Annotated in this window: 14 protein-coding genes; 3 read left to right on the forward strand and 11 right to left on the reverse strand. The window is 44.7% G+C overall.

Annotated elements, in window-relative coordinates:
- Position 1: 1 nt before the first annotated feature.
- From E8Q33_RS13740 to E8Q33_RS13785, 10 genes are all read right to left on the reverse strand, one after another.
- Positions 2-577 (reverse strand): bifunctional 2-polyprenyl-6-hydroxyphenol methylase/3-demethylubiquinol 3-O-methyltransferase UbiG, encoded by a 576-nt coding sequence (locus tag E8Q33_RS13740; protein ID WP_136555426.1) that lies wholly within the window; start codon positions 575-577, stop codon positions 2-4.
- A complete protein-coding gene (locus E8Q33_RS13745; RefSeq protein WP_136555428.1) occupies positions 578-2,029 on the reverse strand; it encodes a TrkH family potassium uptake protein in 1,452 nt (483 codons plus the stop codon).
- A gap of 6 nt (positions 2,030-2,035) precedes the next feature.
- A complete protein-coding gene (lnt, locus tag E8Q33_RS13750; protein ID WP_136555430.1) occupies positions 2,036-3,547 on the reverse strand; it encodes an apolipoprotein N-acyltransferase in 1,512 nt (503 codons plus the stop codon).
- Positions 3,547-4,416 carry an HlyC/CorC family transporter gene (locus tag E8Q33_RS13755; protein WP_069294695.1) on the reverse strand — a complete coding sequence of 290 codons (870 nt, stop codon included), beginning with the start codon at positions 4,414-4,416 and terminating at the stop codon, positions 3,547-3,549. Before E8Q33_RS13755 ends, lnt begins: the two co-directional genes overlap by 1 nt.
- Entirely contained in the window at positions 4,413-4,877 is a 465-nt protein-coding gene (gene ybeY / locus E8Q33_RS13760; protein ID WP_136555432.1) for an rRNA maturation RNase YbeY, read from the reverse strand. The genes E8Q33_RS13755 and ybeY overlap by 4 nt, the downstream gene beginning before the upstream one ends.
- A complete protein-coding gene (locus E8Q33_RS13765) occupies positions 4,874-5,848 on the reverse strand; it encodes a PhoH family protein (protein WP_136555434.1) in 975 nt (324 codons plus the stop codon). Before E8Q33_RS13765 ends, ybeY begins: the two co-directional genes overlap by 4 nt.
- Before the next feature lie 21 nt (positions 5,849-5,869).
- Positions 5,870-7,210 carry a tRNA (N6-isopentenyl adenosine(37)-C2)-methylthiotransferase MiaB gene (miaB, locus tag E8Q33_RS13770; RefSeq protein ID WP_136555436.1) on the reverse strand — a complete coding sequence of 447 codons (1,341 nt, stop codon included), beginning with the start codon at positions 7,208-7,210 and terminating at the stop codon, positions 5,870-5,872.
- Between the two features lie 143 nt (positions 7,211-7,353).
- The gene (locus E8Q33_RS13775; protein WP_136555439.1) at positions 7,354-8,943 is read right to left on the reverse strand and encodes a glucan biosynthesis protein G; all 1,590 of its coding nucleotides are present in this window, start codon (positions 8,941-8,943) and stop codon (positions 7,354-7,356) included.
- 74 nt (positions 8,944-9,017) lie between these two features.
- Complete coding sequence (locus tag E8Q33_RS13780; RefSeq protein ID WP_136555441.1) at positions 9,018-10,280, reverse strand: acyltransferase; 1,263 nt, start codon at positions 10,278-10,280, stop codon at positions 9,018-9,020.
- Between the two features lie 95 nt (positions 10,281-10,375).
- Positions 10,376-10,687, reverse strand: coding sequence for a hypothetical protein (locus E8Q33_RS13785; protein ID WP_136555443.1), 312 nt, complete (start codon positions 10,685-10,687; stop codon positions 10,376-10,378).
- Positions 10,688-10,910: 223 nt separating this feature from the next.
- On the opposite strand from E8Q33_RS13785, the gene E8Q33_RS13790 reads away from it, so the two are divergent.
- The 3 genes from E8Q33_RS13790 (at position 10,911) to ycaO (ending at position 13,465) form a co-directional block, all read left to right on the forward strand.
- Positions 10,911-11,345, forward strand: a complete 435-nt coding sequence (locus E8Q33_RS13790) for a heme-binding protein (protein ID WP_136555446.1) — start codon at positions 10,911-10,913, stop codon at positions 11,343-11,345.
- Positions 11,346-11,374: 29 nt separating this feature from the next.
- Complete coding sequence (locus E8Q33_RS13795) at positions 11,375-11,575, forward strand: DUF3185 family protein (protein ID WP_069294702.1); 201 nt, start codon at positions 11,375-11,377, stop codon at positions 11,573-11,575.
- A gap of 147 nt (positions 11,576-11,722) precedes the next feature.
- Positions 11,723-13,465 carry a 30S ribosomal protein S12 methylthiotransferase accessory factor YcaO gene (gene ycaO / locus E8Q33_RS13800; protein ID WP_136555449.1) on the forward strand — a complete coding sequence of 581 codons (1,743 nt, stop codon included), beginning with the start codon at positions 11,723-11,725 and terminating at the stop codon, positions 13,463-13,465.
- Positions 13,466-13,579: 114 nt separating this feature from the next.
- Here the strand turns inward: ycaO and E8Q33_RS13805 are convergent, their stop codons facing one another.
- Positions 13,580-14,167 carry a TetR/AcrR family transcriptional regulator gene (locus E8Q33_RS13805; RefSeq protein ID WP_069294704.1) on the reverse strand — a complete coding sequence of 196 codons (588 nt, stop codon included), beginning with the start codon at positions 14,165-14,167 and terminating at the stop codon, positions 13,580-13,582.
- Positions 14,168-14,364 lie beyond the last annotated feature (197 nt).

Raw genomic sequence — 14,364 nt, forward strand, 5'->3', positions numbered from 1 at the left:
ATTAAGACTTTTGAGCCACTAACATGGCCTGATTACGCCAGCCTTGGGTAATGTCTCCCAGCAAATTCTCTTCACGATACGCTCTGATTTTGAGACCAGCAAATAAACGCAACAGTTCATTATCAGCCAGTAAAAATTCAGGATTTTGCGGGCCTTTGTTTTCCACTTTGTCGCGACAAAAGGTCTGATAAAACACCAAACCGTTAGGTTTTAATGCGTCAACAAGTTGTGCACACAAAGCACGATCCAGAAAATGACTGACTACAATTACATCAAAACTGTTTTTTGCCGGTGGTGCAGCAGACACATCTCGCTGTTCGGTCAGCACATCCAGCTGACGCCGTTTTGCTTCGACTGCTACTTTTGTTAGTGCCTCACCGCTGATATCCCAAGCTTGTGTTTGTAAACCAAGTTTGGCCAACAATAGCGCATTTGCCCCCAGACCACAGGCGAAATCCAGAGCATGACCATGTTTGGGTAATAAATGCTGATTTTGCTCTAAGACTAATGCAGGTTCCGGATAATTACCTACCGCTTCTCGATAGCGTTCATCCCATTTATTTTGAATATCGCTCATTTAGCGACGCCAGAATGCTGGTGTCAGCACCACTAACAAGGTGAAGATTTCCAGACGGCCTAACAACATGGCAACACATAATATCCATTTTGACGTGTCATTGATCTGCCCAAAATTCGCTCCAACATCCCCAAGGCCTGGCCCCAGATTATTCAAGCAGGCCGTAACAGCAGAAAAAGAAGTTACCACGTCAAGACCTGTCGCCATCAGCATTAAATGCATGATGCTGAAACAGAACACGTATAAGGCAAAGAAACCCCATACGGCACCAACCACTTTTGATGGTAGCGCTTTACCATTGACCTTAATGGCAAATACCGCATTGGGATGAATCAAACGTAAAACTTCACGATAGCCTTGTTTGAACAACAACATGGCTCGAATAACCTTGATACCACCACCGGTCGAGAAAGCACAGCCGCCGATATAGCTGGTCATTAACAATAATATTGGCAGAAAACCCGGCCATAAATAATAGTCTGTCGTGGTAAAACCGGCTGTTGTTCCGATTGAAACAGCCTGAAAAATACCGTGATGAGCTGAGGTCCAACCATCATCAAAAGTGCCGGTAAAATATAGATAAACGCTTGTGATCAGCGAGATGATAAACATAATGCTTAGAAACACTTTCAACTCGGAATCACGTAAATAATGCATCAAACTGCGATGCCGCCAGGCCAGAAAATGCAGCGAAAAGTTCATCGCCGAAATCAGCATAAATGCCACCGCAATCATTTCAATGGTCGCGCTGTTAAAGAATCCCATGCTGGCATCGTGTGTTGAAAAACCACCGATAGCAACAGTAGAGAAACTATGTCCGATAGCATCGAACCAGGTCATTCCTGCCCAGCGATAAGCAATGGCACAAGCAACGGTTAAGCTTAAATAGATATACCAGAGTGCTTTAGCGGTTTCGGTAATCCGTGGGGTTAATTTGGCATCCTTCATCGGTCCAGGGGTTTCCGCCCGATACAGCTGCATACCACCAACACCTAATAAAGGCAGAATGGCCACGGCTAAAACCACGATCCCCATACCACCTAACCATTGCAGAAACTGTCGATAAAATAATACAGCCTGCGGCAGCGTATCCAAACCGACTAATACCGTGGCACCGGTCGTGGTTAAACCCGACATCGACTCAAATACTGCATCGGTAATGCTCATCTGTGGTGATTCAGTCAGATAAAACGGCAAAGCCCCGGAAAAACCCAAAGCAATCCAGAACATCACCACGACGATAAAACCATCACGGATCTTCAATTCTTTCCGATGTTTTCTGGCAGGAAGCCATAACAACAAACCAGTGCTAACCAGGATGACAAACGCTGTCAGAAACGCTGTTGCAGCACCATCATCAAACCACCAGGAAACCAGCACAGGTGGCAGCATGGTAATACTGAATAAACTCAGCAAGATGCCCAGAATGCGCTGGATGGTCATTAATTGCATAGTAGATTATTGGTCTAAACGGCGGTGAAGTTGACGATAATACGCCCATAGGGCCAGTAACAACAAAGTACTAATCAACAATGGCCATTGTCCCCAACGAACATACGGAGTGCTGCCATCTCGTGGTTGAATTTCCCCAGTCAGCACAGCTTGTTCGAATTGAGGACTTTGATTCTGGATTTTACCCTTGTAGTCAATAAACGCTGAAATACCATTGGTAGTGACCCGTAAAATCGGTCTGCCGGTTTCCAGTCCTCGACTACGCGAGATTTGTAAATGCTGGTGCGGGGCAAACGAATCGCCATACCATGCATTATTGGTAGCATTGATCAGCATCGTTGCAGCCGGCACGGTATCGAGGACCTCTGAGGAAAACGCATCTTCATAACAAATTGAGATTCCAACAGGCTGTCCGGCAAGCGTCATCTGCGGTTGATTTACAGAACCTGGGACAAAGGCTGACATCGGTAAATCAAAAAACTTGATTAATCCACGCAGCGTTTCAAAAGGAACGTAATCACCAAATGGAACCAAATGACGTTTGTGATAGAACACCGGTGTTTCGGTCAGACTGACCATGCTGTTGTAATAATCGTCACCATTTTCATCCAGCACCGGCAGGCCAAGAATAATATCAGTATTTTGCCCACGAGCTTCGCGCCCCAAGGGAGCAAGATAGCCTTCATCTATTTGATGGTAAAACGCTGTTGCCGCATTTTCCGGCCAGACAATAATGTCAGCATCCCAGTTCTGACGACTCAAATCAGCATAAAGCTGCAAGGTATTACGCAATTGTTGCGGATCCCATTTAATTTCCTGCGGCACATTGCCTTGTATCAATGCTGCTTTGAGCGGCTCACCAGTAGGTTGTGTCCAGTCAACAGATTGCAAAGTATAAGCACTGCCCCAAATGACTACGGGCAACAATATCAGTGGCCATTTACGCTGGCTGATAACGATAGCCAAACACCCTGCGGTCAGAGCGACTAACCAGGATGCGCCATGTACACCAATTAATGGAATAAAACCGGCAAGCGGACCTTCAATTTGTCCTGTGCCCACTTCCAACCATGGAAAACCGGTTAAAAACCAGGCCTTAAACCACTCAAATAATAGCCAGCCAATAGGCAGTAAAATCAGAAAATCTTTGCTGGATAAGATTGGTCCAGTCAGACGTTTGAGTAGCCAGCCCAACCCGCCAATCATTAAACCCAAGGCAACCACAAATAAGGCTGTCAGTAACCCGGCGAGAAAAACACTCGCCTGGCCAAACACATGGATGGCTACATAGACCCAGGAAACGCCAACGCCGAACATACCGGCGCCAAACAAACTGCCACGCCAAAATGCTTGTCTTGGTGTGACATGCTGCCAACTCATAAACAAGATCAGCAGGCTGATTATGGCTAGCGGATAAAAATGAAAAGGTGACAGGCTTAACGGCAGAATGGCACCAGCAACTAATGCTGCCCAACTACCAAACGCACCTTGCCAAGCTTTATGCCCGGGGATTGTCATTATTCTGTTTCGCTTTCGCTATCAGTTGCTTCGGGTAATATCACCATACGTAATAAATGTACGCGGCGTTTATCTGCTCGTAACACCGTAAACTCAAACTGACCAATGGTGACCTGCTCTCCCCGGCCGGGCAAATGACCGAATTGATTCACTACATGTCCACCGACGGTATCAAAATCATCGTCACTCCACTCTGTTTCAAAATACTCGTTAAAGTCTTCGACGGGAGTCAATGCTTTAATGGTGAAAGTGTTTTCATCACGTTGCAGAATCGGCGCATCATCGTCCACATCGTGCTCGTCTTCAATTTCACCAACGATTTGTTCTAATACGTTTTCGATAGTGATCATGCCCGCCACACCACCATACTCGTCGACAACGATTGCCATATGATTACGACGGGCGCGAAATTCGCGGAGTAACACGTTTAATCGCTTACTTTCAGGAATAAAAACGGCAGGACGTAATAACTCACGCAAATCAAAATTAAATTCACCGGAACTGACAACAGCTGACAACAAATCTTTGGCCAGTAAGATGCCGATCACATCGTCACGATCATCATCGATTACCGGAAAACGTGAATGGGCTGTTTCGGTAACCAGTTTGAGGGTTTCTTCTGCCGGAGCATCTCTGGAAACCATAACCACTTGAGACCGCGGAATCATAATATCGCGGGCTTGCATTTGTGAGACGCTCAAAGCGCCTTCAACAATCGACAGGGCTTCGGCATCCAGAATATGCCGTTCTGACGCATTGCGTAATAATTCAATCAGTTGTTCCTGATCTTTTGGCTCCAGGAACAAATTACTTAATTTTCGCACCCAGGAAACTGGACTGTCTGAGCGACTCGGTCGTCCCTCACTCATGATGTAACCCTCTGCTCTATATAAGGATTGTTGATAGCAAGTTTTTGTAAAATACTGATTTCCAATGATTCCATCAATTCGGCTTCATCGTCTTCAATGTGGTCATAGCCGAGTAAATGTAAACAACCATGCACAATCAAATGTGCCCAATGATCATCAATGGCTTTATTTTGTTCGTTAGCTTCTCGTTCCACCACCGGCACACACAACACCAAGTCACCTAATAACATAGGTTCTAACGGCACAGGTGACTCAAAGGGAAAAGATAAAACATTGGTAGGAGAGTTTTTGCCACGATAATCGTTATTCAATTCGGCACTTTCGGTCTCATCCACCAAGCGAATACTTAATTCACAGTCTTCGTTGACTTCGGCCAGTGCAGCACTGGCCCAGAGTTGAAATTGTTGTTCAGACGGTACATCTGCATCAGTTGCCTGCTGCAAATCAATAATGACGTTCACGACTTTGTTTCAGCCTTTTCATAAGCCAGGATAACTTTTTGTACCAAAGAATGACGCACCACGTCTTTGGCTTGGAAGAAGGTAAACCCAATCCCTTCAACATCTTTTAATACTTCGATTGCATGACGTAAACCAGAACGTACTGAGCCCGGTAAATCTACCTGAGTAATATCACCGGTAATTACAGCAGTGGAGTTATAACCAAGACGGGTCAGAAACATTTTCATCTGCTCAACAGTCGTGTTCTGCGCTTCATCAAGAATGATAAATGATTCATTTAAAGTACGGCCACGCATATACGCCAGTGGTGCAATCTCAATGACATTTCGTTCAATCAACTTGGCCACTTTTTCAAAACCAAGCATTTCATAGAGTGCATCAAACAATGGTCGTAAATACGGATCAACTTTTTGAGCCAAGTCCCCCGGCAGAAAACCAAGTCGCTCACCGGCTTCAACTGCAGGTCTGACTAACACGATACGTCTGGCAAAATCACGTTCCAACGCTTCTACCGCACAGGCAACCGCCAGATAGGTTTTACCGGTACCGGCAGGACCCACGCCAAAGTTGATGTCATGGGTCATCACCCGACGCAAATAGGCTTGTTGATTTTCACCACGCGCTTTGATTAGGCCTCGCTTGGTTTTGATGGTGACTTCTTTTTCTTCTTCAAATCCAGTGATATCAGTACCACCTGATTCACGAATCGCCAAGTGCACCTGTTCAGGTTCTAAAATCGATTGGGCTGTATCGGCATACAGGGCATGAATCACATCCTGAACTTCACTGAGAATATCCGGTTTGCCAATGATCTGGAATTTGCCGCCACGGTTATTGATTTCAACACCAAATCCGCGCTCCATCATTCGGATATGTTCATCCAGGTGACCGCAAAGATTGGCTAAACGGGGGTTGTCCGAAGGACTTAATTCAAAGCTTATCGTGTCAACTGTTACAGTTGGAGTGACCACAAATTTGATTCCAAAAAGGAGTTAGAGGATAACGCTATCAGCAAGAAGTTCTCCTCGCAAGGAATTGGTGTGTGCTTCAGTAATTCGCACATCGACAAACTTGCCCACCAGCGCCATATCACCGGGGAAATTGACCACCCGATTATTTTCCGTTCTGCCGGCAATTTCATCTGCATCACGATGTGCAGCCCGCTCTACCAATACACGCTGCACGGTATTGAGCATTGAGTCACTGACCGCATCTTCCTGTTCACGAAGACGATCCTGCATGATCTGCAGCCGCTGTTTTTTCTCTTCATCAGACACTGAATCATTAAACATCGCTGCCGGTGTGCCCGGACGCGCGCTATAAATAAAGCTGAATGAATGATCAAAACCGATCTGATTAATCAACGCCATGGTTGCATTGAAGTCATCTTCGGTTTCATTGGGAAAACCGACAATAAAATCACTCGACAGACTGAGATTTGGGCGGATTTTTTTCACCCGTTCAATTTTCTCAATATATTGCGCGACGGTATGACCACGTTTCATCATCGCCAGGATGCGATCTGAACCCGACTGTACCGGCAAATGCAGATGGTTAACTAATTCAGGAATTTCGGCAAACGCTTCGATTAGCGAATCAGAAAACTCCACCGGATGTGAGGTAGTAAAGCGAATACGCTCAATGCCATCAATCGCTGCAACATAATGAATCAATAACGCCAGATCGGCGGTTTCATCATCTTCAATAATGCCGCGATACGAATTAACGTTTTGTCCTAACAGATTTACTTCACGTACGCCCTGAGCGGCCAGCTGTCGAATCTCACGTAACACAGCACCAACCGGGCGACTGACTTCTTCACCGCGGGTATAAGGTACAACGCAGAATGTGCAGTATTTGCTGCAACCTTCCATGATAGAAACAAACGCTGTTGGGCCATCGGCTTTCGGTGCAGGCAGATTGTCGAACTTTTCGATTTCCGGGAATGAGATATCAATTTCCGGTTTATTATTTTTTCTGACGTCGTCCAGCATGGTGGGCAGACGATGCAGAGTTTGTGGTCCAAAAATCAGATCGACATACGGTGCGCGTTTACGGATTGCTTCACCTTCCTGACTGGCTACACAGCCGCCCACGCCAATAACCAGATGTGGTTTTTTATCTTTCCAGCGTTTCCAGCGGCCTAATTGATGAAAGACTTTTTCCTGGGCTTTTTCACGGATCGAACAGGTATTGAGCAACAACACATCCGCTTCTTCAGCGATATCGGTTGTTTCCAGTTGATGCGACGCAGCAAGCACCTCGGCCATCTTGTTCGAGTCATACTCGTTCATCTGGCAGCCAAAGGTTCTGATAAAAAGTTTTCCGGCCATAAAATCAGTTATTGATAAAGGGCGCACAGCATACGCTTTTTAGCGCGCAGAGTACAGACAAGTGATTGTTTTTGTTAGCGCAAAATTACGCCACCGTAAAACAAATCACTTGTCTATGCAGAGCGGAAGCTTCTGTTAGTTTTTCAGCGGGTTACAGCATAGCCAACAGGAATCTGATAACTCCATGTTTCAGATAATGGCTGTTGGTTCTCATCGACCAATGCAGCCCGCATTTCAACCACCTTAGTAGGATCGTGAATTCGCGTCCGCATAATCAAACGCCAGCCTTTGGTAGCCGGGTTATACCGCAGGTGGCTACTTAAAATTTCAGCATGCTCACTGATACTGATTTGTGTTGCAGGCATCTGATATTCACCGCGCTCGGTTAATACCGGACCTTGAAAATCCACCTGCAATAAAATGGTTTCATCTAAATCACGGATCAGGTTTGCCTGCTTGTCTTCGCCAGCTGAACGTAAGGTTTGTGCAACCCAGGCAATATTGGGATCCGCCAGTGCTGGTTCATCCAAAGTCCAATGAATTCGGTATGCCAATTCCAGCGGTTCACCAAACGCTGGAAGGTTATCCGGTATCCAAAAAGCGCCGACATTATCATTGGTTTCGTCGGCAGTGCGATATTCAATCAGTTTGATACGACCTTTGCCCCAGTCACTTTTGGTTTCAACCCAAGCACTAGGTCGTAAATGGTATAAATCATCAAGATCCTGAAAGCGTGAAAATTCACGGCCACGCTGCAATAAACCAAAACCTTTCGGGCTTTCAACCTGCCAGGTACTGACTGATACACCATCAGGGTTATTCAATGGACGCCAAATCCATTCGCCATTCCCAGCGTGGATCGACAATCCATTTGAATCATGAATTTGTGGACGGAAATTATGCTGGCTAGGTGGTTGGCGGCCGTCATATAAAAACATACTGGTTAAGGTTGCCAGACCCAACTCATTAACCTGTTTGCGTAAATACACTTTGGCTTCAACATCAAGCACCGTATTGGCGCCAGGTTGTAAATCAAAACGATAAGCACCAGTTGCACTAGGTGAATCCAACAAAGCGTAAATCACCAGATTTTCCTCGCCAGGTTGTGGATGTTGAATCCAAAACTCACGAAAAGCCGGAAACTCTTCGGCGATGTCATCGGATACCGCAGTATCAATATTCATCCCACGGCCGGACAGACCATAAACCTGATCTTTACCAATGACTCGGAAATAACTCGCCCCTAACACACTCATGATTTCGTCGTATTTATCCGCTTTGTTAATGGGATATAAAACACGGAAACCGGCATACCCCAGATTCGACGTCGTAGCTTTATCAAACGATAAATCACCGAACGCAAAATCCTCAGGATCATAGGTAATTTCCGTCATGCCATTGGGCAAGATTTCATTAATTTTTACTGGCACTTTAAAGTGCATACCTTGATGATAAAACGCCAAACGAAATGGTGTTTGCTGATCATTCCAGTGAAATTTTTCAGCGATTGGCTGAATCTTCATGTAATCGGCAAATTGCATCTGACTGAACTCAACAGGTAGATTGCTTTGCGGTTTGATGTAGTCCTGTTTGACCAATGCCTGGGCTTTTTCGGCCACATCATCCAGCGAAAAACCAAAGCTGCTGGTTGAAAGCACTAACAAACTGATTGCGACTACATTCGAGATAAAATTTAACGAGCGTCCTGAGCGATTAGCTAAGGGATAAGACATGTTATTTCCTCAAATCAAAGCTGAAAAAGAATATTGCTTAGGTATAAATTTAGGCCGGCATTGGCATAAAAAAATCAAGATTGTTTTGTGGCCATCAATGGCAAACGTTTTAATATCCATTTACGGGTAGGCACCACCGCACGCTCCATCATCCAGATACACAAGATAATCGTCAGAAACAGAAACAATGGATAAAACCAAATCGACAAGGTTTGTTCACTTGCCTGCACCGCACAGCTTTTCCAGTCCTGTAAACACTCAATTGACATCACATTGAAAATCTTTTCTGAGCGGGAAAATAAGATAAAAGCCGGCACATGTAAGACAAACAACGGTAAAGATGCCGCACCAAGTCGACGTGACCAGTTATTAAACCATTCACTGCGTGGTGTTCCTGCTAAAGCGCACAAATAAATTAGCATCAGTTGGGCAGGTAATAGCAAACCGTTATGTAGCAAGAAATACCAGTAACGCTCACTCTTAAGTAGCCAGATTGCTCCGAAAAAGCACAACAAAACAAACATAATCATCAGCATTCGAATAACTGGCGTAGGCTCTCGTCCACTATCCCGCATCTGGCGAAAAAGGGCATAACCGACAATACCGGCAAAAAACTCTGGAATACGAATAATCGGCATTCGATGCAACATGCCAGTAAACGGCATTCCATAGTCGCCATTCCAAATCACCAATAAAGGCGGGATCAGATAAACCAACATTAATGCCGCAATCCACAACACTTTATGCTTTACCCGCATCAGATACGGCGCGGCAAAGGGAAAGGTCAGATAAAAGAAAAACAAGGTAGAAATCGACCATAACGGCGCATTAAAAGTCAGGTAAAAAGGATTCCACGCCTGCAACATAAACACTTGTAAAAACGAGTTGAGCAATAACTCCCCATTACTCATGTAATGCTCTATTGACGCTCGGCCCGCTTCACCTAAATCCACATTGGTGTCATACACCACAAACCGCACAGTGGCTTTTACATCATCCGGTGGAATTCCCAGATAACTGATAATGGTTAATACAGTGAAGGTTAACAGCAGAGAAAAAATATGCAGCGGGTATAAATTAGAAAATCGCTTGGCCCAAAAACTGGTCGCCGCTTCGCGTAATTCGCCATTGCTGCAATATACATGCGCTAATAGAAAACCGGATAACACAAAGAAACTGCTGGTGGCAAAAAAGCCGACACCCACCATATCCATCAACCAAGGGACTTTTTCTTTGAGTTTATAAGTGTGCAGCGTGTGGAAAATAACAATATAAAGACCGAGCAAAAAGCGCAGCCATTCCAAACCTATAAAATGTTCCTTACCACCTCGTTCCACTCAGTGTCCTTGAGAAATTGTTGTAAAAGATATTAGACAGTGCATCTTAAACCATTCAAATAAAACACTTTACAAGTCGTTCCAGTGATCTGGATTTAATTGGCATTTCGATAAGATTGCCGATAATTCCAGGCTTTTTCACACTCTGGCAAATCATAAAATAATACCGGCTGATCCCCACCCTGATTCCCATAGTCACTGTAAAAGCGCTCGCAATATTCCTGACTACGATCCCACTCAGCGACACACTCCGCGGCATACCTTTCTCTGATGGGTCGCAGCTTTTCCAATCTCACAGCCTCGCAAGCTTGATCGAGTTGCTGTTGAATAGCTTGACGATCTTCAGCTATCGCCGGACTCATAAAGCCAGCCAACATCATGGTCAGTAAAGATAAAACAAGTTTCATATAACGATCCTTTATCAATTCTCTACCGATACATTTGCTCTAGGTTAATGCGCTTATTTCTCTGAGTTCTACAGTGGGGATGTTTCATTAGTTATGCGACTAAACAACTTTTGTAAGTTTGTTACGAATCATCTTTGTCATGATCATATTTCATGACAAATATATCTGTTGAGAAATTTTCATTCTCAGTAGTTCTAATCCGGCAACAATTAAGGAAATAATCATGCACGTAACTTCAGAAGCAGCCCACAAAGCAATAGATGGCGCACTCAAAAAAGCCGAAGAAACAGGTACTCGCATGTGCATTGCCGTGGTGGATTCCGGCGGTGCACTCAAAGCCTTCTATCGTATGGATGATGCATGGGTTGGTAGCATCGATATTGCCATCAAAAAAGCCCGTACGGCTGTTTATTTCGGCATGCCTAGCGGAGAAATCGGCCAACTGTCCCAACCAGGAAAACCATTGTATGGCATTGAACACTCCAATGATGGCATGATTACTTTTCCGGGGGGTGTACCGATTGTCGATGATGAAGGGTTTATGTCTGGCGCGATAGGCGTCAGTGGTAGCTCGGTTGAAAACGATGATTTAGTCGCCCGTGCAGGTGTTGAAACCATTGGTGTATGTGATTTACCGGAACATCCGTGGAGAACATAAACAAATAAAATAATTAATGGAGAGAGAATATGAGCACCAAACTTTTAGGCATTATCTTGTTAGTTGTTGGCGTTATTCTGCTGGTATTCGGTTGGAATTCTTCACAGTCTTTAGGCGATCAAGTCACTGAAACGATTACCGGTCGTTTTACCGATGAAACCATGTGGTTCATCATTGGTGGCGCTGTAGCTGTAGTAGTGGGTGCTTTTTTAGCACTCGGCAAAAAATAAATATTAAGATGCCTTCGATTCATAAATCGAGTAATGGCAATTATGCAAAAAGCACAACCCGCAAAGCTGTTAAGATGTGAAGCCAAAGCAGGCTAACTGAAAAAGCCCCCATTACTGGGGCTTTTTTATCTAAACGAGTATCCAATCATGACTGAGCAAACATTCATTAAAGGCAAAGATAGCGATCTGGAAACCAGCATCGCCACCATGCAAGCCAAATTAAAATCGTTTGGTTTTGATATCGAAGAAGCCTCCTGGCTTAACCCGGTTAGCAATGTTTATTCAGTCCACATCCGCGATAAAACCTGCCCTTTGATGTTTACCAACGGCAAAGGCAGCAGCGAAAAAGCCTGCTTGGCCAGCGCGTTAGGTGAATATTTTGAACGTCTCAGCTGCAATTTCTTCTTTGCTGATTTCTATCTGGGCGAGCATCACAGCAACAGCGAATTTGTGCATTATCCCCATGAACGCTGGTTTGATATTGATGGCGATGAAATGCCTGAAGGCTTGATGGATGAATCGCTGTGGAAATACTTTGATCCGGAAAATGAACTAACGCCGGATATGTTGTTTGATACCAACTCCGGTGATGGCGAACGCGGTATCTGTGCAGTGCCTTACCAACGTTTGCGTGATGGTGAAATCCGTTACATTCCAGTCAATGTGATTGGCAATATTTATGTCAGTAATGGCATGTCGGCGGGTAACACCCAGAATGAAGCCCGTGTTCAGGGTTTGTCTGAAGTATTTGAACGCTATGTAAAAAACAAAATCATCGCTGAAGGACTTTGCCTACCGGAAGTCCCTGATGAAGTGTTGAACCGTTTCCCTAAAATTCAACAAGCCTTACAAGAGTTGCGTGATCACGGTTATCACCTGCGAGTAGCTGATGCATCACTGGGCGGTCAGTTTCCAGTAATGTCCGTGACGTTAATTAACCCAAAAGATGGTTCGGTGTTTGCGTCGTTTGGTGCCCATCCCAGTTTTGAAGTGGCATTGGAACGTACTGTCACTGAATTATTACAAGGCCGTGGTCTGGATCAGCTGGATGTGTTCCATCCACCGACTTTTGATTTGGATGAAGTCGCCTCGCCTGCCAATCTAGAAATGCACTTTATCGACTCCAGCGGTTATATCTCCAACGACTTTTTCCGCGAAACGCCAGATTATGATTTCGTCGACTGGGATTTTGATGATGCCACCGCCGATGAATTCAAATTCCTCAGCGATACCATCCATAACCTGGGTTTTGATATCTACATTGCCGATTACAATCACCTGGATGTCTACGCCTGTCGAATTCTGGTACCGGGCATGTCAGATATTTACCCTGTCGATGAACTGGTTTGGGAAAACAATAATGAAGGTGCTCTGTTCCGCGAAGATTTCCTGACCTTAAAAGATGGTGATGCTGAACAATGGCAGGATATTCTGGATCGTCTGGATGAAGGTGGTTATAACGACCAAACCCCGGTAGCCCCATTTATCGGCCTGGCTGCAGATCCTGGTACCTTATGGGCAGAGATTCGTCTCGGCGAACTGAAAGCCATGTTGTATCTGGCGCTGGAAGACGAAGAAGCCATCGACTGGATTGACTGGTGTCTGGCACTAGATCAGGCCAGCGAAAAAACCATTCTGCATTACCGTTGTTTAAAAGCGTTGCTGGAAATCAAATGGGATGATGAACGCGATTATGCTGAATACACTAAAGGCTTGGCATTAATGTACGGCCAACAAAATGTAGACGATGGCATTCAAATCGTTGAAGGTAAAAAACTATTCCACAACCTGCATTGCCCCGGCCTCAGCCTGGAAGGTTTTGAACGGCATAATGCTTTACTGGCAGGTTATGAAAAACTCCAACATGCCAAGCGTACTAATTGGAAGTAGGTTTTCCTCAATAACGTTCTTGAATTTAGCTTTCACTGCAGCGATTAAATAGATGGCTTAGTCGCTGCTTAGTTCTAGCGGCGGCTTTCAAGTAACCAATAAACTTGAGCACACCTATGTTTTTGAGGGTTGGCTAAGACAGCTATTCAGGCTTAGCTCTATCAGCTGGTAGAGACTGTTTCGGGGAATACGCCCTCTTCGTTCCGCATCAATCAATCCTGCCAATATGTTATAGAAAAGTTCGGTCATCGCAGCCGCACTAATATCTAACCGGAATGCGCCTTCCTTTTGTCCTCGGAGAAAAAACGCATCTAATGCATCCTGGCCATTAATCCAGCTTTTATCTGGATGGGATTCATCCAAATAATCTGGCCGCCAGTTGTGCATCATAAATATTCCAAATTCTTTGTTGGTCAGATAGGCATTTATTAATCTTGATAACGCCTCTTGTGGGGAGCCTTTATCCAGCTCTGCACGTTTTATCGCGTTGATGTAATACAGCGCAACATGCGATATCAAGCGATCAATCAATTGTTTTTTTGACGGACAGAAACGGTAAAGCGTGGCTTTACTGACTCCTATTGAGTTTGCTAATTCTTGCAAGGTCGCACGAGGCTGGTTAACCAAAGCAAGCGCTAATGCAGGCAGAAAGCGAAATTCCATGTCGTCATATTCTGTGGGGCTCTGCTCAGTAACAGACATCAGTAAATTTCCTCTCTAGTCATAATTCAACCTTAATAAAACTTTATTAACTTTCAAGTATACAGAAACCATTTGCCCCTGCTTGAATCAAAATTGATTCAAATGAATCAATTAGGTATCATCTATTTTTCCCCACACTTTACGACGATCAACTTTTTAGGAATAAGATGAAAATGTCACCGTTAAAACTAGCGTTA

This window comes from Methylophaga sp. SB9B, assembly GCF_004832235.1.
Classification (GTDB): Bacteria; Pseudomonadota; Gammaproteobacteria; order Nitrosococcales; family Methylophagaceae; genus Methylophaga; species Methylophaga muralis.